Annotated in this window: 21 protein-coding genes; 10 read left to right on the forward strand and 11 right to left on the reverse strand. The window is 58.1% G+C overall.

What is annotated here, in order from left to right:
• Window positions 1-31 precede the first annotated feature (31 nt).
• From ACQK2Q_RS15760 to mdh, 3 genes are all read left to right on the forward strand, one after another.
• Entirely contained in the window at window positions 32-721 is a 690-nt protein-coding gene (locus tag ACQK2Q_RS15760) for a P44/Msp2 family outer membrane protein (RefSeq protein WP_425410699.1), read from the forward strand.
• A gap of 28 nt (window positions 722-749) precedes the next feature.
• A complete protein-coding gene (locus ACQK2Q_RS15765; protein WP_425410700.1) occupies window positions 750-1,361 on the forward strand; it encodes a LysE family translocator in 612 nt (203 codons plus the stop codon).
• A 122-nt stretch (window positions 1,362-1,483) separates the two neighbouring features.
• Window positions 1,484-2,446 carry a malate dehydrogenase gene (gene mdh, locus ACQK2Q_RS15770; protein WP_425410701.1) on the forward strand — a complete coding sequence of 321 codons (963 nt, stop codon included), beginning with the start codon at window positions 1,484-1,486 and terminating at the stop codon, window positions 2,444-2,446.
• 63 nt (window positions 2,447-2,509) lie between these two features.
• Here mdh and ACQK2Q_RS15775 read toward each other — a convergent pair whose 3' ends face one another.
• Complete coding sequence (locus ACQK2Q_RS15775) at window positions 2,510-2,875, reverse strand: hypothetical protein (protein WP_425410702.1); 366 nt, start codon at window positions 2,873-2,875, stop codon at window positions 2,510-2,512.
• Window positions 2,876-3,071: 196 nt separating this feature from the next.
• On the opposite strand from ACQK2Q_RS15775, the gene ACQK2Q_RS15780 reads away from it, so the two are divergent.
• The 5 genes from ACQK2Q_RS15780 to ACQK2Q_RS15800 all read left to right on the forward strand — a co-directional run bounded on the left by ACQK2Q_RS15780 (window position 3,072) and on the right by ACQK2Q_RS15800 (window position 8,123).
• Window positions 3,072-4,214, forward strand: coding sequence for a glycosyltransferase family 4 protein (locus ACQK2Q_RS15780; protein WP_425410703.1), 1,143 nt, complete (start codon window positions 3,072-3,074; stop codon window positions 4,212-4,214).
• A complete protein-coding gene (locus ACQK2Q_RS15785) occupies window positions 4,211-4,747 on the forward strand; it encodes a GNAT family N-acetyltransferase (RefSeq protein ID WP_425410704.1) in 537 nt (178 codons plus the stop codon). The genes ACQK2Q_RS15780 and ACQK2Q_RS15785 overlap by 4 nt, the downstream gene beginning before the upstream one ends.
• Before the next feature lie 174 nt (window positions 4,748-4,921).
• The gene (locus ACQK2Q_RS15790; RefSeq protein WP_425410705.1) at window positions 4,922-5,356 is read left to right on the forward strand and encodes an SET domain-containing protein; all 435 of its coding nucleotides are present in this window, start codon (window positions 4,922-4,924) and stop codon (window positions 5,354-5,356) included.
• A gap of 104 nt (window positions 5,357-5,460) precedes the next feature.
• Window positions 5,461-6,876: a M20/M25/M40 family metallo-hydrolase gene (locus ACQK2Q_RS15795; protein WP_425410706.1), complete on the forward strand. Its 1,416-nt coding sequence runs from the start codon at window positions 5,461-5,463 to the stop codon at window positions 6,874-6,876.
• A gap of 71 nt (window positions 6,877-6,947) precedes the next feature.
• Window positions 6,948-8,123 (forward strand): alkaline phosphatase D family protein, encoded by a 1,176-nt coding sequence (locus ACQK2Q_RS15800; protein ID WP_425410707.1) that lies wholly within the window; start codon window positions 6,948-6,950, stop codon window positions 8,121-8,123.
• A 64-nt stretch (window positions 8,124-8,187) separates the two neighbouring features.
• Here the strand turns inward: ACQK2Q_RS15800 and rplS are convergent, their stop codons facing one another.
• Genes rplS through ACQK2Q_RS15820 form a run of 4 tightly spaced genes read right to left on the reverse strand, consistent with a single transcriptional unit; the run spans window position 8,188 to window position 11,189 of the window.
• Complete coding sequence (gene rplS, locus ACQK2Q_RS15805) at window positions 8,188-8,556, reverse strand: 50S ribosomal protein L19 (RefSeq protein ID WP_425410708.1); 369 nt, start codon at window positions 8,554-8,556, stop codon at window positions 8,188-8,190.
• Window positions 8,553-9,281, reverse strand: coding sequence for a tRNA (guanosine(37)-N1)-methyltransferase TrmD (gene trmD / locus ACQK2Q_RS15810; RefSeq protein WP_425411179.1), 729 nt, complete (start codon window positions 9,279-9,281; stop codon window positions 8,553-8,555). The genes rplS and trmD overlap by 4 nt, the downstream gene beginning before the upstream one ends.
• Window positions 9,282-9,333: 52 nt before the next feature.
• Window positions 9,334-9,948, reverse strand: coding sequence for a ribosome maturation factor RimM (gene rimM, locus ACQK2Q_RS15815; protein WP_425410709.1), 615 nt, complete (start codon window positions 9,946-9,948; stop codon window positions 9,334-9,336).
• Complete coding sequence (locus ACQK2Q_RS15820) at window positions 9,945-11,189, reverse strand: multidrug effflux MFS transporter (RefSeq protein WP_425410710.1); 1,245 nt, start codon at window positions 11,187-11,189, stop codon at window positions 9,945-9,947. The genes rimM and ACQK2Q_RS15820 overlap by 4 nt, the downstream gene beginning before the upstream one ends.
• A gap of 133 nt (window positions 11,190-11,322) precedes the next feature.
• On the opposite strand from ACQK2Q_RS15820, the gene ACQK2Q_RS15825 reads away from it, so the two are divergent.
• A complete protein-coding gene (locus ACQK2Q_RS15825) occupies window positions 11,323-11,604 on the forward strand; it encodes a DUF4212 domain-containing protein (protein WP_425410711.1) in 282 nt (93 codons plus the stop codon).
• Between the two features lie 5 nt (window positions 11,605-11,609).
• Window positions 11,610-13,358 carry a sodium:solute symporter family protein gene (locus ACQK2Q_RS15830; RefSeq protein WP_425410712.1) on the forward strand — a complete coding sequence of 583 codons (1,749 nt, stop codon included), beginning with the start codon at window positions 11,610-11,612 and terminating at the stop codon, window positions 13,356-13,358.
• Here ACQK2Q_RS15830 and ACQK2Q_RS15835 read toward each other — a convergent pair.
• The 6 genes from ACQK2Q_RS15835 to ACQK2Q_RS15860 form a co-directional block, all read right to left on the reverse strand.
• A complete protein-coding gene (locus tag ACQK2Q_RS15835; protein ID WP_425410713.1) occupies window positions 13,355-14,629 on the reverse strand; it encodes a hypothetical protein in 1,275 nt (424 codons plus the stop codon). The two genes, ACQK2Q_RS15830 and ACQK2Q_RS15835, sit on opposite strands and share 4 nt — an antisense overlap.
• Window positions 14,630-14,691: 62 nt before the next feature.
• Window positions 14,692-15,879, reverse strand: a complete 1,188-nt coding sequence (gene zapE / locus ACQK2Q_RS15840) for a cell division protein ZapE (RefSeq protein ID WP_425410714.1) — start codon at window positions 15,877-15,879, stop codon at window positions 14,692-14,694.
• Window positions 15,880-15,946: 67 nt separating this feature from the next.
• Window positions 15,947-16,981 (reverse strand): ACR3 family arsenite efflux transporter, encoded by a 1,035-nt coding sequence (gene arsB / locus ACQK2Q_RS15845; protein WP_425410715.1) that lies wholly within the window; start codon window positions 16,979-16,981, stop codon window positions 15,947-15,949.
• 17 nt (window positions 16,982-16,998) lie between these two features.
• Window positions 16,999-17,445, reverse strand: a complete 447-nt coding sequence (locus ACQK2Q_RS15850; RefSeq protein ID WP_425410716.1) for an arsenate reductase ArsC — start codon at window positions 17,443-17,445, stop codon at window positions 16,999-17,001.
• Window positions 17,446-17,447: 2 nt separating this feature from the next.
• Entirely contained in the window at window positions 17,448-17,879 is a 432-nt protein-coding gene (locus ACQK2Q_RS15855) for an ArsI/CadI family heavy metal resistance metalloenzyme (RefSeq protein ID WP_425410717.1), read from the reverse strand.
• Complete coding sequence (locus ACQK2Q_RS15860; protein ID WP_425410718.1) at window positions 17,876-18,208, reverse strand: ArsR/SmtB family transcription factor; 333 nt, start codon at window positions 18,206-18,208, stop codon at window positions 17,876-17,878. Before ACQK2Q_RS15860 ends, ACQK2Q_RS15855 begins: the two co-directional genes overlap by 4 nt.
• Between the last annotated feature and the right edge of the window lie 130 nt (window positions 18,209-18,338).

Below are 18,338 nucleotides of genomic sequence, written 5' to 3' on the forward strand. Positions count from 1 at the left end.
TTCGTTTCGGCGTTCGATAAAGGAGCTAATAGTGAAATCGGTGCTGGCGATATTGGCTATGGCGGCGGTCGTTCTGCCGGCGCGCGCATCGGCGCAGGATGATGATGCGGCGCTCGGCAGCATATATGCGCGCATCGGCGGCGGGATCAGTTTCGTCAATGACTGGGAGCAGGACTTTACGTTCAACCCTGCGACGCCCAACCTGACGCTGAACGGCCAGACTGTCGCGCTCGATAATGGCTGGGTCGCCGGCGGCGCGCTCGGCTTTGACTATGCGGACGGCATTCGCACGGAACTTGAATACCGTTACGCTTCAACGAATATCGAAAACGTCACCCTCGACACGACAACCGGTCCGGCTCCCACACTTAGCCTCAACGACGATATCAGCGGTCATTTCCTGTTCACGAACTTCTATTTCGATTTCGGCAATGCGTCGCCGCTGACGCCTTTTATCGGCGGCGGCGTGGGCGGCGCCTTCATTGAAAATGAGAATGCGCAGCGCGACGCGGCTCTCGCCTATCAGGGGCGCGCCGGGGTTTCGTATGAATTCGGCGGCGGGTTAATGGCCGATGTCGAGTATATTTATACGCGCACGAACCAGTTTTCATTTGGCCCCGATCTTGACGATCTTGAGCCTGGCGGGCCCGCCGGACCGAACATCACCGGCGATCGCTATGAAGCGTCATCAGTCATGGTGTCCCTGCGCAAGCACTTCTGACCGGAGCTTTGCATGAGCGTTGATTTGCATGAGCGTTGAGTTGTATCTGGCGTTCGTCGCAGCGACGGCGCTGCTCGTGCTGACGCCGGGGCCCATGGTCGCCTATATCGTGGCGACGACGCTGTCGCACGGCCTGCGGCACGGCTTCATGGCGCTGGTCGGATCGGCGGCGGCGTCGGCCTTGCAGTTGGCTGTCGTGGTTGCCGGGCTTTCCCTGATTTTGACGGCGGCGGGCGAGGCGTTTTTCTGGATCAAATGGATTGGCGTCGCCTATCTTGCCTATCTCGGGGTAAAGGCCTTGCGCGAAACTGAACGCGAACTTGAGCCTGCGATGCGGGTAAACCGGTCAGGCTGGCGAACGGTGGGCGAAGCGTTTTTCGTCAATCTTACCAATCCAAAAGCGCTGCTGTTTCATGGCGCGTTTCTGCCGCTTTTTATCTCGCCGTCTGCGCCCGCCGCGCCGCAGCTGATCCTGCTCGCGGTTACGTTTGTAATCGTTGCGGCTGTTCTCGACGGCTGCTGGGCGGTTTTCGCGTCCCGGGTAAAACCGGTTTTGTCGCGCATCGGGCGCTGGCGGCATCGCATCACCGGCGGCGTTCTCCTGACCGCGGCGGCGGGCCTCGCGCTCGTGCGGAAATAATCCTGCGCCCATCGCCGCACCGCCTTCAAAACTGCATCGCCTTGCGCTAGACCTCGCGCCGACAGGTTCACCAGAGGCGGCGCGAATATTGGCGCGCCCCGACATCTCAGGAGAGTTTCACCATGGCCCGCAAAAAAATCGCCTTAATCGGCGCCGGCATGATCGGGGGCACGCTCGCCCATCTCGCCGCGCAAAAAGAGCTTGGCGACGTCGTGCTCTTCGACATCGCAGAAGGTTTGCCCGAGGGCAAAGGCCTCGACATCGCTGAAAGCTCGCCGATTGACGGCTATGACAGCGCCCTGAAAGGCACGCAGGATTACAAGGACATCGCCGGCGCTGATGTCTGCATCGTTACGGCGGGCGTGGCGCGCAAACCCGGCATGAGCCGCGACGACCTTCTCGGCATCAACCTGAAGGTCATGAAATCCGTCGGCGAGGGTATTAAGGAACACGCCCCGGACGCACTTGTGATCTGCATTACCAATCCGCTCGACGCCATGGTCTGGGCGCTCCAAAAATTTTCAGGTCTGCCGTCGAACAAGGTGCTCGGCATGGCGGGCATCCTCGACAGCGCGCGCTTCCGCTATTTTCTGGCTGAAGAGTTCAACGTTTCTGTTGAAAGCGTCACGGCGTTCGTCCTCGGCGGCCACGGCGACACGATGGTGCCGCTGGTTCGATATTCCACAGTCGCAGGCATTCCGCTGCCTGATCTGATCGAGATGGGCTGGACCACGCAGGAACGGATCGACGCCATTGTCGAACGCACGCGCAAGGGCGGCGGCGAGATTGTTGCTTTGTTGAAGACCGGCTCCGCCTATTACGCGCCGGCTGCATCCGCGATCCAGATGGCGGAAAGCTATCTGAAGGATAAAAAGCTCGTCGTTCCCTGCGCCGCCCAGTTGCAAGGCGAATACGGCCTGAAAGACCTGTATGTCGGCGTACCGATTGTGCTTGGCGCTGAAGGCTGTGAGCGAATTGTTGAAGTCAAGTTCACCGGCGACGAGAAATCCATGTTTGAAGATTCTGTCGGCGCCGTCAAAGAGTTGATGGAAGCCTGCGTGAAGCTGGATGGCAGCCTCGCATAGCATCTTGCCTGCCTTGGTAAAAAAAGGGCGCTCTTTCGGGAGCGCCTTTTTTTGATGACTGTTTTAAAAGCCCGCTTTTTGTCCGCTGTAAAAACCCTGCCGGTATCGCCGGGACGGATAGGGCACGCCGGAATAAAACCCTTGCGTGCGCAAGCGGCGAATGTTGCGGAACGGACGCTTTTTGAAAACGATTTCAATTTCTTTTTCCCGGCCCTGTTCCGGCGTCTCCGCGCCGAGGAGTTCGTCCGGCTCAGGCGCGCCGCCGCCGCGAAAGATATGAACGCCGCTTATCTCTTCAATGGTGACGCCGCCGCCCATGACGGTGCGCTCTCCGTTGCCCGTTGTCAGAATCGCCTCCCCTGGATGCGCGTGCGCCGCCGCGCCGCCGCATATCACCGCACATGCTGTTAATGCCGTCAGCCGCCGCATTGTCGAATCTCCTCAATTCCGTCGTAACGACGGTAAGGGTGCTGTAGATTTCACTGTGCTGGCAAGGGGCGCCGCGCCGAAACCAGCCCGCCGCCGGTAACGATTCACGGTTATTCTTGCACCGATTGCGCACCGTTCGGCGCTTTCGCTTTTAAAGCGTAGCCAACCGGCGGCGCATCGCTATAGAAATCTGCGCATGAAATTCCTCTATTCACATCGCACTCAGTCTGCAGATGGACAATGGGTGCATATCGATGCGTTGACGCGCGCCTTGAGCGAGCGCGGGCATGAAATCGTTATGGCCGGCCCGGTGCGTCAGGAGAACCGGCCGCTCAACGCCGGCGCCAGGAGCGGACTGAAACAATTCCTCCCGGCGCGCCTTTATGAGTGTGCGGAATTTTCCTATTCGGCGCGCGGCTATGTCCGGCTGGCGCGCCTCGCGGCCGCGACAACGCCCGACTTAATTTACGAGCGCTACAATTTGCATTATTTCGCGGGTGCTTGGTTAAGCCGGCGCCTGAAGCTGCCGTTCATTCTCGAAGTCAACGCGCCGCTGGCGGAAGAACGCGAGGCGCATGGCAACCTCGCTCTGAAAACATTTGCGCGCCGTCATGAAGCCGACATCTGGAAAGCCGCGGATAAAGTCCTGCCGGTGACGGAGACGCTGGCGGATCGCATTCGCGCCGCCGGCGTCGCCGATGAAAAAATTGAAATCATCCCCAACGGCGTCGGGCGGGAATTTCTGGAGCCCGTCGAAGGTGCTAAGATACGCGAACGCTATGGCGTTGAGCATAAACTTGTCCTTGGCTTTACCGGATTCGTGCGGGACTGGCATGGCGTTGACCGCGCCATTCATTATCTCGCCCGCGCCGGCCGCGACGATCTGCATTTGCTCATTGTCGGCGACGGTCCTGCGCGCGCCGGACTTGAAACGCTGGCGAGCGAACTGGGCGTTGCGCGTCATGTCACGGTCACCGGCGTCGTGCAGCGCGCCGCCATGCCGGAATATGTCGCCGCATTTGATATCGCCCTGCAGCCGGCCGTTGTCGATTACGCCTCGCCGCTGAAACTGTTTGAATATATGGCCATGGCCAAGCCTGTGCTGGCGCCGGATGCGCCGAATATTCTTGAAATCTTGAAAGACGGCGAAAACGGGCTTTTGTTTCGCGGCGACGGTTTTGACGCGGCGCTCGGCGTACTGGTCGGCGATGAGCATATCCGGCGGGCGCTGGGCGCGGCGGCGCGAAAAACAATCGCGCGCGATGACTATACCTGGGCCGGCAACGCACGCCGCGTCGAACGGATTGCGGAAGACCTGACAGCGCAGGAACGGCAATGACAATACAGCTCGAAACGGAAAGACTACTTTTGCGCCCGATGAACGAGCACGATGTTGAGCCGCATATCGACATGATGCGCGATCCAAAAGTGGCGAAATTCCTGACGCCCGGCGGCGCGGTGCGTTCGCGCGCCGATGAGTGGCGGGCGGCGGCTTCGGTCCTTGGGCATTGGCGCATTCGCGGCTACGGGTGGTTTTCAGTTCTTGAAAAACAAACCGGCGCCTGGGTTGGCCGTGTCGGCCCCTGGATGCCCGAAGGATGGCCCGGACTGGAATGCGGCTGGTCGATCGCTTCCGGGCATTGGGGCAAGGGCTACGCGCCGGAAGCTGCGATGGCAACGATTCGGTGGACATTTGATCGGTTCCCGGAGCTTTCCCGGATCATTTCCGTCATAGAGCCGGAAAACGCGAACTCGCAAGCGGTGGCGCGAAAGATCGGCGAGACGAACACGGGCGAGAGTTTCGTGCTCTGGGACATGAAGCTGGAAATCTGGGCGGCCGAGCGCGCAAAGTGGCTCGCCCGTTTCGGATAATTTTTGTCGCTGCACATTTTTTCACTTGAAATTTTTTCTGTTTTGACGATTTGCTTCTGTCGCAGCCGAGCCGTTCGTGCGCGCCGACCGGAAAAGACGGTCGTTTTGAGAATTGCACGCATGTGCGTGCGGGGGCGGCCGTCCCCTTTTTTCCGGCTTGGAGATCTCGATCCCATGATGCTTGTTCCGACATATGTCGCCGCGAGCGATGTTGAAGGCGTAGGCGTGTTCGCCGCCGAGCCGATCAAGAAGGGGGCGTTGTTGTGGCGGTACGATCCGAGTTTCGACCGGCTCGTGCCTGCAACATGGCTGAAAGAACAAACGCCGATGATGCGTGAATTCCTCACAAAATACGCCTATCCGGCCCATGATCAGCCGGAAATGCTGGTGATCGAAATCGACAATGGCCGTTTCATGAACCACTCGCTGAGCCCGAATACGGACTTCACAAAAGTGGTTGAGGGCTATGCGAGCCGGGACATCGCCGCGGGCGAGGAATTGATCTGCAATTATTCTGAGTTCGATCCCGGTTTCGAACTCCTGCCGTCGGCCGTATCGGCGTTCGCCATGCGGAAAAAATCCCGGGCGAACGGCGTCGCCGCACATTAGGCGTTCAAAAGGGATTGATATCCAGGGCCCGACCGCGCCGCAGGCTTGACCGCGGCGCGGCGGCGCTCAACAAAGGTGTCTTCGCATGGCAAGGGGACACGATCATGAAAATTCTCGTTACGGCGGCTTGCGCCGTGTTCACGTCGATTGGTTGCGCTTACGCGCAAGCGCCAGAACCGGCGTCGGCCCCTGCGCTGACGCAGGAACAGCAGCGCACAGTCGACAGGTTGATCGATGAAGGCCTGGAAGACGATCTCGCCTGGGAATTGCTGGAAAGCCTGACGACGGAAATCGGCCCGCGCCTTGGCGGCTCCCCGGCGGAAGCGCGCGCCCGCGACTGGGGCGTCGCCAAGCTGAAAGCGCTCGGGTTCAAGAATGTTCGTATAGAAACATTTGAGATGCCGTATTGGGAGCGCGATGAAGAAAGCGCGCGCATCGTTTCGCCGTTTCCGCAGGAATTGAAAATCAGCGCGCTCGGCAATTCGGTCGCCACGCCGGAAGGCGGCGTGACGGCCGAGGTCGTACGGTTTCGGACGCTTCTCGATTTGCAGGACGCCCCGCTTGAGGGATTCGAGGGCAAATTGATTTTTGTTGACGAGGTCATGGCGCGCACGCAGGACGGGTCCGGCTATGGCTGGGCCGTGGCGAAGCGATCCGGCGCGGCGAATGAAGCGGCCAGGCGCGGCGCCGCCGTAGCGCTGATCCGTTCAGCCGGCACGAGCCATGGCCGCACGCCCCACACCGGTAACATGCGCTATGAGGAAGATATTACGCCCGTGCCGATTGCAGCGCTCTCCAATCCGGATGCGGATCTGTTGAGCCTGGCGATGCGGCGTGCGGGCGGCCCCGTCAATGTCAACGTGAATATTTCGGTGAACACGAAAACTGTCGTGGAGTCAGGCAACGTCATCGGAGAAATTCCGGGAAAGACTGACGAAATAATCCTGATCGGCGGGCATCTCGACAGTTGGGATCTCGGCACCGGGGCTGTGGACGACGGCGCGGGAGTGGCGATCACAACTGCGGCGGCGAAGCTGATCGATGAGTTGCGGGGAAAACCTGCACGAACGATCCGAGTGATCATGTGGGGCGCTGAAGAGGTGGGGCTTCTGGGGGCGCAGGCCTATGCGCAGGCGCATGCAGACGAGCTTCACCGTCATGTTCTGGCTTCAGAATCGGATTTTGGCGCCGGGCGGGTATGGCAATTCCGCACCGGTTTCGCTGAAGAAGATTTGCCCAAGGCGCAAGTCTATCAAAAAGCGCTGCGCCGTCTCGGAATCGGACCGGGCCACAATATGGCGGGCGGCGGTCCGGACGTAACGCCTCTTCGGCGCGCCGGCGTTCCTGTGTTCCGGCTTTATCAGGATGGTTCGGATTATTTCGATCTTCATCACACAATGGAAGACACGCTGGACAAGGTCGATCCGGCGGCGCTTCGCCAGAATGTCGCCGCCTGGGCGGCGGCGGTGTATATCGCCTCGGAACTTGAGGGCGACTATCGAGCGTCCGACGCCGAATAGCGATCAAAAGCGGCTATGTGAAATCGTCATGGAAACCGTTTAGACTGCATGCCAAACAGGAGGCGAAGGGTATGTTGAAATCGAAATGGCTGCTGGCGCTTAGCTGCGCTGCGATGTTGTCAGCGTGTGCGAGCGATGGTCCGCGTTCGCGTGATGATATGCCGGAATTAGCGGCTCGGGCGTCAACGCCGGAAGCGCCTGACGGGATTATCCAAGCGGTTCCCATGCCTTCGGCGCCGCTCGACGCATCAAAAACACTCACTCGCATTGCTTTCGCTTCTTGCGCGCAGCAGAACGAGGATCAGTCGATCTGGGATCAGATTGCGGCGGAGAATCCGGACCTTACCCTATATATCGGCGACAATGTCTATGGCGACGTGCGTTCCAACGACCCGGCGCTGCCGGAATTGAAAGCCGCCTATATGCGGCTTGCACAATCGGAACCATTCGCTCGCGTGCGTGCGGCGGCGCCGATGCTGACCATGTGGGACGATCACGACTATGGTATGAATGACGCCGGCGGCGATTACGAACACAAGGCGGCGGCGGAAGCTCTCTTCGAGTATGTCTGGGCGGCGCCGAAGGACGATCCGCGCAGGGCGCGTCCGGGCGTTTACGGCTCATGGACGATCGGCGAGGAAGCGGGCCGGCGCGTTCAGATAATCATGCTCGATACGCGCTATTTCCGTTCCGAACTCAAACCGACAGACGAGTACGGCGCGCGCGGCAAGGAACGCTACCTTCCCGATGACGATCCATCGAAAACAATGCTTGGCGAAGCGCAGTGGCGCTGGCTGGCGGATGAATTACAAAAACCGGCCGACCTGCGCCTGCTCGTTTCTTCCGTGCAGGTCATTTCCGAGGGGCATGGTTGGGAGGCCTGGAAAATGCTGCCCGCCGAACGCGAGCGGCTCTATGACCTAATTAACGAAACGGAGGCCAACGGGGTCGTCATGCTGACCGGCGACCGGCATTCCGCAGCCCTCTATCGCAAGGAAGGCGTCAATGACTACCCCTTGTTCGAAGCAACTTCATCTTCGCTGAACCTGCCTTTGCGCGGGTTTCTACCCCCGGGGGAGGAGCCGTTCATGGAGCCGGGACCGAACCGTCTGGGCGACATGATTTTCGACGCGAATTACGGCCTGATCGAAATTGACTGGGAGACCGGCGCGGTGGGCGTTTCGATACGCGGCGAGGACGGCGCGACCGTGCTCAGCGAAAGCCTCTCGCTCGGCAATCTTCAATAATCGAATAAAAAAACGGGGCCGCGAACGGGCCCCGTTTGAATACTGATGATTTTGACGCCTTTGCTTACTTGCCGGCGCGGCGGTCAACTTTTTCGGCGATCCGGGCGGATTTTCCGCGGCGTTCGCGAAGGTAGTAAAGCTTTGCGCGGCGCACCTTGCCCCGCCGCACGACGTCGATGGAATCAACCAGCGGCGAATAGATCGGGAAGACCCGCTCAACGCCTTCGCCGAATGAAATCTTGCGGACGGTGAAGCTTTCATTGAGGCCGCCGCCGTTTCTGGCAATGCACACACCCTCGAAAGCCTGAATGCGTTCGCGTTCGCCCTCGCGCACTTTCACGTTCACTCTTACGGTGTCGCCTGCAGCGAATTCCGGCACGTCCTTGCCGAGTTCTTCCATGTGCTCTTTTTCGAGCTGTTCGATGATGTTCATCGTTCCGGTTCCTTGTTCTTGTCGCGCCGGATAGGACCGTCTTTGGCAAACCTCTCTAAAAGGTCCGGTCGTCGCGTCCGCGTTATTTCTCGCCGTTTTTCGCGCCGCCATGCCGCGATTTTCTTATGATCGCCTGACAGCAGCACCTCCGGGATCGCCCGGCCTTCAAATTCTCTCGGGCGCGTATATTGGGGATATTCCAACAACCCGCCGTCAAAGCTCTCTTCCCCAAGGGAAGAAGCCGAGCCCAATACCCCCGGAATGAGCCTGACGCAAGCCTCGATCAGCGCCATGGCGGCGATTTCGCCCCCGGCGAGGACGAAATCCCCGATGGAGACCTCTTCAATGTCTCTTGTTTCGAAAATCCGCTCGTCAATCCCCTCAAACCGGCCGCACAGGGCGATCAGGCCCGCTCCCTCGCTAAGAGTGCGCGCGCGGGCTTGCGTCAGGGGCGCGCCGCGCGGCGAAAGGCAGACGATAGGCCGGTCGTTTCGGGGCGCGGAATCGATCGCAGCGCCTAAAATATCAGCCCGCATGACCAGTCCGGCGCCGCCGCCGGCCGGCGTATCATCTACAGAGCCGTACTTATTGTCCGAAAAATCGCGGATGTTGATCGTGTCCAGCGCCCAATAGCCTTCCGCTGCGCCGCGCCCGAGGATAGAGGCGTCGAGCGGCCCGGGAAACAACTCCGGATAGAGGGTGAGGACGGTGGCCTGCCACATAATAGCCGGTCAGATGGCATGGCGGCGTAAACGGCGCAAGATGAGGGCTCAGCGCTCAGGAGCCTTTCAAATCTTCTGCGTCCAGATCCACGGCAATATCGTCGCTGACGTTTTCGCCTGATTTGTTGCTGATCGTTGGCGCGCCGCTTGCTTCGAGCGCGTACCGGGCAATGACAATACGCCCGGCCGGTATATCAACGGCGGGCGTTGTCTGTTTAGTGAAGGGAATAAGTCTCACGCCTTTCGCATTCGGCATTTGGCCGATTTCCAGCACATCGCCTGCGCCGAAATTATAGACTGCTGCGACAACCCCCGCTGCGTTCCCGTCTTCCGTTTCTGCGCGAAGGCCCACAAGATCTTCCAGATAGTATTCATCCTTATCCGGTGCAGGCAATACAGCACGGGGAATATACAGCCGGACGCCTTTCAGGCTTTCTGCGTCTTCACGCGATGTAATTTCGGGCGCTCTGACCAGCGCGACGCTGTCTTTCAAAACTTTCATGACCGCCAGCGTGAAGCGCCTTGCGCCATCCTCGCTTTCCACCCGGCCATATGCGGCTATGTTTTTCGGCGTTTCGGTAAAGGTTTTTACTCTAGCGTCGCCTTTCACGCCGTGAGCGCCGGCGAAAGCGCCTATACAGATGCGCGGCGAGGCTTTTTTTTCACTCATGATGCTTTTTGGTCAGCATGCTGTTCGCCAACGCCAAATAAAATTCCTTTTTCGGTCCATAAAACCAGCATTAACGCTGCGATGCCCAATACGACAAAACCAAGAATGATCGGCATCGTCGTCCCGTCATAAAATCGGCCAATAACGCCGCCAAGAAACCCAGCCACCGTGGTGCCCGCAAACCCGTTTGCGGCTGCAGCGGCGCCGGCGTTGTTCCCCATGGGGTCAAGCGCCAGCGCCGTTGCGTTCGGCCCGATGAGCCCCAGGGAGAAAAAAGACGCCATCATGAAAATCATAAAAAATACGAACGTTTCGCCAACCGTTGATGCGATGGCGAGATGAACGACATTGGCGATGATGAAAATAACGAGCGCCGTATGAGTCAGCCGCCGCATGCCGAATTTTGATACAAGTCTTGCGTTGATAAGCGTCGCAACACCTAAGGAACTGGCGACGAATGCAAACGCGATTGGAAAATTCTGGCCGAGGTCGAATGTTTCCAGAAACACCTGTTCCGACGTGCTTATATAGCTGAACAGCGCGCCGAAACACAGCGCAGAAGCGAGTGTGTACCCGATTGAAATGCGGTTCGTCAGGAACGTAAGATAAGAAGCGGCGATCGGCGCCGCCTGAAGAGGTTTGCGATGTGCTGGCGCCAGCGTTTCAGGCAGGCGAATGCCCGTCCAGACAGCAAGCAGCAAACCGTAGAGCAATAAAGCCACAAATATCCCGCGCCAGGGGGCGGCGAAAAGAATAAGCTGGCCAAAGCCGGGCGCCAGAATAGGCGCCGCCATGAAAATCGTTATTGCGAGAGACATGACTTCCGCCATGCGGCGACCTGAACATTGGTCGCGTACAGAAGCGATCACGGATACGCGGGTCGCCGCTGTTGCGACACCCTGAAATGCGCGCGCTGCGAGCAATAGCGTAAAGGACGTCGCAAAAATGCTGAGAATACTGCCGACGGCATAACCCGCCAGCGACCACATCAAAACCTTTTTGCGGCCGAACCTGTCGACGATTGGCCCAAAGAACAATTGTGCAATCCCGTTCCCAAGAACATAGACGACAATAATGAGCTGGCGGTCATTGTCGTGAGCCGCTCCCAATTCATCGCCGATGCGTCCAAGCGCGGGCAGCATCATGTCGATGGCGAGCGCGTTGAGCGCCATCACGGCCGCCGTGATGGCGACGAGTTCCCCAAACGGAATGCGCAGGACTGGTTGTCGATTATCGCTCATGGCGGTTCGGTTACGCCCCGCACGCCATGTTTGCAATAAGTCAGGGCGCCGCAAGGGGATGTGAATTTAACAAGAATGCTCGTAGGGTGCATCAGATACCGCCACGCCAATAATAAAACGGGGGAGCTGCGCTTTGGAGACAGAAAATTCAAATCCGGATGCGGGCAATCAAGCGCGAGCGTATTGGCGCGAAAATCTGAAACTTTTGACTGTGCTCTTGATTATCTGGTTTTCAGTATCTTTTGGCGCGGGGATCCTATTTGTTGAGCAGCTGAATTCGATAAAAATTGGCGGTTTCAAGTTGGGCTTCTGGTTCGCGCAACAAGGATCGATCCTGGTTTTTGTCATTCTGGTTTTTGTATATGCGGCGCGCATGCGGGTCATCGAGCGGCGCTTCGGCGTCAGCGACGAGTAATAAACATGGACGCGCAGTTTCTAACAACGATTTTTGTCGGGCTTTCCTTCGCTCTTTATATCGGTATCGCGGTCTGGTCGCGGGCGCGCTCAACCTCCGAATTTTACGTCGCCGGCGGGCATGTGCCGCCTGTCGCAAACGGCATGGCGACTGCTGCGGACTGGATGAGCGCGGCTTCTTTTATCTCTATGGCTGGCATTATCGCGTTCGCCGGATATGACGCGTCGGTTTATCTGATGGGCTGGACGGGCGGCTATGTTTTGCTTGCATTACTGCTCGCGCCCTATTTGCGGAAGTTCGGTCAGTTTACCGTGCCTGACTTTATCGGCGAGCGGTATTATTCGAAAACAGCGCGTATCGTTGCGGTCGTCTGCCTGATTGTTATTTCGTTCACTTACATCGCCGGACAAATGCGCGGCGTCGGCGTTGTGTTTTCCCGGTTTCTGGAAATGCCGATCGAATGGGGCGTTATCACGGGCATGGGCGTTGTGTTCTTTTATGCTGTACTCGGCGGCATGAAAGGCATCACCTATACGCAGGTCGCGCAATATTGCGTCCTGATCTTCGCTTATCTGGTTCCTGCAATCTTCATCTCGATACTGATAACAGGTAATCCTGTGCCGCAACTGGGTCTTGGTTCCGATGTGGCGGGCGAAACCGTTTCAGTGCTGGAAAAGCTTGACGGCGCGCTTGTGGATCTGGGTTTTAGCGCGTTCACCGCCGGGTCAAAATCAACCATCGATGTTTTTGCGATCACGCTGGCCTTGATGGCGGGTACAGCCGGGCTGCCGCATGTGATCGTGCGTTTCTTCACCGTGCCGAAAGTGTCGGACGCGCGCAAATCCGCTGGTTACGCGCTCGTGTTCATCGCTTTGCTTTATACAACAGCGCCTGCGGTCGGCGCATTCGCCCGGCTGAATTTCATCGACAGCGTCCATGAAAAATCCTACGCGCAGGCGCCGGCATGGGTGAAAAGCTGGGAAGATATCGGGCTGATCGCCTGGATGGATAAAAACGGCGACGGCGTCATTCAATACGGGCCCGGCGCGCCGTTTGACGGCAGGCCCGATTACGCGCAAGGGCGGGGCGATTCCGGGGAACGGCTTTTGACAAACGCCGCCGCGGATAACGCCAATGAAATTTCCGTCGACCGCGACATCATGGTGCTCGCCAATCCCGAAATCGCGAGCCTGCCGGCGTGGGTGATCGCGCTAGTCGCCGCGGGAGGCGTCGCTGCGGCGCTTTCCACTGCGGCGGGGCTGTTGCTGGTGATTTCAACGGCGATCAGCCACGATTTGCTGAAGCGAACGTTCCGCCCCCAGATCACCGAAAAAACAGAATTGCTGACTGCGCGCGCGGCCGCCGCAGCAGCGATTTTGGTCGCCGGCTATCTCGGTATTAATCCGCCCGGCTTTGTGGCGCAGGTGGTCGCGCTGGCGTTCGGCCTCGCCGCCGCCTCACTCTTTCCCGCCATCGTTTTGGGAATCTTTTTCAAAGGCGTTAACCGCGAGGGCGCCGTCGCCGGTATGCTGACCGGACTGGCGCTGACGCTTGGCTATATTATCTACTTCAAGTCGCCCTGGTTTGGCGCGGTGAACGACAAGGATCACTGGCTGTTTGGTATCTCGCCCGAGGGGATCGGCGCCCTTGGAATGATGGTCAACGCGGCGACCGCGGTGCTTGTATCACGCTTTACGGCTGCGACGCCGTTAAGCGTTCGCAAGATGGTCGATGGCATCAGAACGCCCGCCTAATCGTTCGTGTCTACGCCAATCGCCTCCAGCGCCTGTTCGCGCGCCCGATCCGATGAAATTGTTTCTGCGGAGGAAAGGTAGACGGCGCGCAACTCTGCGTTTCTCTCAGCGCGCGCCGAAAAAGCCGACAGCGCCAGCCGGTGCTCATGATCGGAGCCGATGTCGCGCGTTGCGGCGATCATCTTTGACGCGGCGCTATCGGTCAGGCCGTTAATGTCGGCGGCTTCTTCCAGCGCGATCCGTTTGTCATGATCTGATTCAAGCTGGGCGAAAGCGCCTAGCCACGCCTCGGAAACGTCCTCGTGAGCTGACAGGAATGGCGCTGTCTGCGTCAACAGAATGCGAATATCGTGATCACTCTCCAACCCCGCAGCTGCGACAGTAAGAAGCCTGACTGCGCCGGGACCGCCAAACGCATCCTGTTCCAGCAACGCTTCGCTTGCGCGGCGAATGTCATGATCGCTCTCCATTCGCGCAATCAGATCGAGAGCCGTCTGTACGGACTGCTGTTCAAGTTCCAGCTCGGCGACGCTTTCCACGAGGCGGCGCAAATCGAAGTCGCTTTCAATTTTTTGCGCGGCGTCAAACAGCTGCGGCCAGTCTTCGGCTGTGATGGTTTCATGTTCTATAATGGCTTGCAGCGTGCGGCGAATATCGTGATCGCTGTCCATGTCGGCGGCCATGTCGAATAAAACCCGTCGCTGGCCTGAATTTAAATCGCTGTATTCCGTAAGCGCCGTCACATAGCGCTGGCGCGCATGATCGCCGTAAAGCAGGCTCATTTCCTCCAGAACGGCGTCAGGTCCGCCATTGCTGCTCAATGCGACGACCCGTTCGTCAGCTTTGACCCCACTGGCGCGAAAAAACGCGAGAAGCAGTTCGCGCACAGCGTCTTCGGATTGTGCGCTCCACTCCTGCTTTTCGCCGTCAATGTAATAAGAGCGCTCTATGTCGCCGCCATCATTTTCAAAAACCGCGCGTTGCGCCGCGTCATTTTCCTTTTTGGTGATTTCAAGCCGATGGTCGAGTTCCGCAATATCATCGCCATTTTTATTCAGCGCATAATTCCCGCGCCATGACGCCTCAATGCTTAAATCGTCATCACGCATTACAAACTCGCCCCGGTCGCCGTTCACGATATGGCGCACGCCCTGACCGTCGTCGAATTCGAAACTGACCGCCGCGTCTTTGTCGCCGAGCGCCACGCCGTAAAGAATGGAGACGACGATCGCGCCGACAACAAAAGCACCCAGGCTCTTCAGACTGTTCATGGGACGTCCTTTTCAGATGAGCATTTGCTATTAATTCTAACCCGGCGAGGCGTCAAAATCCATCAGGCGCCGGCGTCGGTATCGAACGCGCTAGTTTCTTCCTGCGCGGGAGATTCTGGCGGAAGATCCATTGTCGCGGCGGCGAGGTAATCGGCGGAGCGCATCTCCATCAATCGGGACGCGGTGCGTTCAAACTCAAAAGCGCCGTGGCCTTTTGGGTACAGCGCTTCGGGTTCAGCGTCGGCAGAGCAGACCAGTTTCACCCGCGCGTCATAGATTGTATCGATCAGTGTGGAAAAGCGTTTCGCCTCATTGCGCATTTCCGGCCCCATGACCGGAATATGGTCAATATACAAAGCGCCGTATCGCCGCGCCAGCGCCAGATAATCCGCACCGCCTAAAGGCTTTTCGCAAAGGTCGGCGAATCTGAATCGCGCCGCGCCTCTCGCGGCGCGCGGAACGCTCAGCTTGCGGCCTTGAACCGAAATTGTTTCTGCATGTTCATTTGCGCCGCTGATCATGCTTCGCCAGGCCGCATCCATTGCTGTATCCGCTTCGGGACCGAGCGGGTGGTAGTACACAGGCGCCTGACTTAGTTTTTCAAGCCGGTAGTCTTTTTCCGATTGCAGTTCCAAAACATCCAGCCGCCGTTTTAACAGTTCAATAAACGGTACAAATAATGGCCGGTTCAGCCCGTCTTTATAAAGATCGTCAGGCGCCCGGTTGGATGTGGCGACCATCACGACGCCATGTTCGAACAGCGCTGTAAACAATCTGCCGAGGATCATCGCATCCGCGATGTCCGTAACGTGAAATTCATCGAAACATAAAAGCAGCGCGTCTTTAGAAACGTCATAGGCGACGGGCGGCATGGGATCGTCCGGCGATGCGCGGTCGAAGGCGCGATGCCGGCGTTTTTCTTTTTCGTCAGCGGCGCGCCAGGCGGCGATGCGATCATGGATTTCGCTCATGAATTCATGAAAATGCACCCGCCGTTTACGTTCGAACCCTGTATTGTTGAAAAAAAGATCCATCAACAGCGTTTTGCCGCGTCCAACGCCGCCCCAGAGATAAACGCCGGGCGGCGGTTTTTTTGAAGATGTAAACCAGTTGCGCGATGGTCCGCGATAGGATTGAAGAGCTTCATGCAAGGATTGAAGCCGCCCGGCCGCGTGCTCCTGGGCCGGGTCGGGCGCAAGGGCGCCGTCCTCGACAAGCGCCAGATATCGTGGCCGCGGCCCCCTCTTCATGTCTTCGGCTATATCGCGGCTTGCGCTCTGCGTCACCCTGCATCACGCAAGGTCGTACGTCCGGCCATTATTGAAGGGTTTCGTCCGCTGGAAAATAGCGTTGGGTGGCGTTTGCAAAGGCGACGAGCGACAGCATTACGGGGACTTCGACCAGCACGCCAACCACTGTCGCGAGCGCGGCGCCGGAATTCAGTCCGAACAGGCTGATGGCGACTGCGACGGCGAGTTCAAAAAAATTGGATGTGCCAATAAGGGCGCACGGGGCGGCGATTCTGAATGGCACGCGCCAGGCCCACGCTGCGGCGTAAGCCGCTGCGAATACCCCATAGGACTGGATCAGCAATGGAACAGCGATCAATGCAATGATAAGCGGGCGTTCAAGAATAACCTGCCCCTGAAAGCCAAACAGCAGGACCACCGTCAATAACAAGCCGGCGATGGAATAAGGTTTCAGCCTGGCGGTGAATTCGGCGATATGCGCGTCGCCGCCCAAGCGCAGCAGGCGCGAACGCGTCATCGCTCCCGCGACGAGCGGAATGACGACATAAAGCGTAACTGAGAGAATGAGGGTTTCCCACGGGACGGCGATATCAACCACGCCGAGCAGCAAAGCGACGATAGGCGCGTACGCAATAATCATTATGGCGTCGTTTATGCTGACTTGCGCCAGCGTATAAGTGGGATCGCCGCGCGTCAGTTGCGACCACACAAACACCATCGCGGTGCACGGCGCGGCCCCCAGCAGGATCAGGCCGGCGAGGTAACTGTCAGCGTCCGCGCCGGTTATAAATCCCGCGAAGAGGTGCTTGAAAAACAGGACGCCCAGCGCGGCCATGGTGAAAGGCTTCACCAGCCAGTTGACCACCAGCGTTATGACAAGACCTTTTGGTTTGTCGCCAACGCGCTTCAGGCTGGCGAAGTCGACGCCGACCATCATCGGATAGACCATCGCCCAAATCAGAACGGCGATGGCGAAGTTCACATTGGCGGCCTGCCAGGACGACACGCGCTCGAAAAAGTCGGGCGCAACCAGTCCGAGCGCGACGCCGGCGACGATACATAATGCAACCCATACGGATAGATAGCGTTCAAAGAACGGCAAGGGGCTTGCTCCGGGATTTAAGCGTTGGATTTTACGATGAGGGCATCGATATGTTCGGCGATGCTTTTGAAGACGGTTTCGAAAGCATGGCGTTTTGTTTCGTCATCGCCTTCAACAGCCGCGGGGTCGGGAAATGACCAGTGTAGTTTGTTTGGCGCGCCGCCGTTGCGGCTAGGCCATGCGGGGCAGGTTTCTCCGGCGGCGTTGTCGCAAACCGTCACGATATCGTTCATGACGGGCGCGCTCGGAGATGAGAATTCATCCCAGCTTTTCGAGCGAAGCGTTCCGCACGCATCGACGCCATGGGCCGCCAGCGTTTCAATGGCGAAAGGGTTGACCTTGCCTGCCGGTTTTGAGCCGGCCGAGAAGGCGCGCCAGTTTTTAGCGCCAGCATGATTCAAATAGGCTTCGGCCATAATCGAGCGCGCCGAATTGCCGGTGCACAAAAAGAGAATGTTCCTCATTTTTACGCGGCCGGGCTGCAGCAAGCCGTCGCCGGCGCATGCTGCGGGTTTTCTCCGGTTTCGCCATAAGTATCGGAATCGGCGAATGTAAAAAATAATTCCCAGACCGCGCCTTGCGGATCGTGCGACCAGTATTTGTCGCTGCGGGCGTAACAGCAGGACGCGTCTTCCTGCGGCGTCAGCGGGGCGGTTATCGCGTTCAGGCGGTCCGCGACTGCATCCAGATCTTCACGCGAGTCCAGCGAGACGCCGACATGGTCTATGCCTGATTTTCGGCCGTGGCTTGAAATGGCGATGTTGGCGGACGGTTCGTCAAGCATCCATTTCGCATAATCGGCTTCCCGGCGAACTGGTTCGGCGCCGAAAAGAGCAGTGTAATACGTTATGGATTGGTCGATATCTTTGACGTTGAGGTGTATGTGCAGACGTTTCATGCAACGCTCTCCTTAATGACGACATAGGGGCCGCAAAGCCGGCGGTCTCCGCCGCAGCAATCAGCCAGAAGATAATCGATCAGCTCGCGCACGCCGCCATAATCGGCCGCGTAAATCACGCGACGGCCGTCTTTGCGGGTGTTCACCAGCCCGGATCTTTCGAGTTCTTTCAAATGAAAAGACATTGTCGGCGGCGGAATCGAGAGCGCTTTGGCGATATCGCCCGCGGCAGCGCCGCCAGGTCCGGCTTTTATCAACATTTTCAGTGTTGCAAGGCGTACGCCTTGGGAAAGTGCTGAAAATGCTTGGGTTGCTGATTCAATTTCCATATTTCGATAATTATCAAAATATCGAAATTAGTCAATCCCATAATTTCATTTTGTATATTCAATCTTGCGAAAGACATTCCTTTTAATATTCAGTATCGCAAAGCGGGGTGGGACAGACTTTGCCGTATTC

It is taken from the genome of Hyphococcus sp., from assembly GCF_965228385.1.
Classification (GTDB): domain Bacteria; phylum Pseudomonadota; class Alphaproteobacteria; order Caulobacterales; family Parvularculaceae; genus Hyphococcus.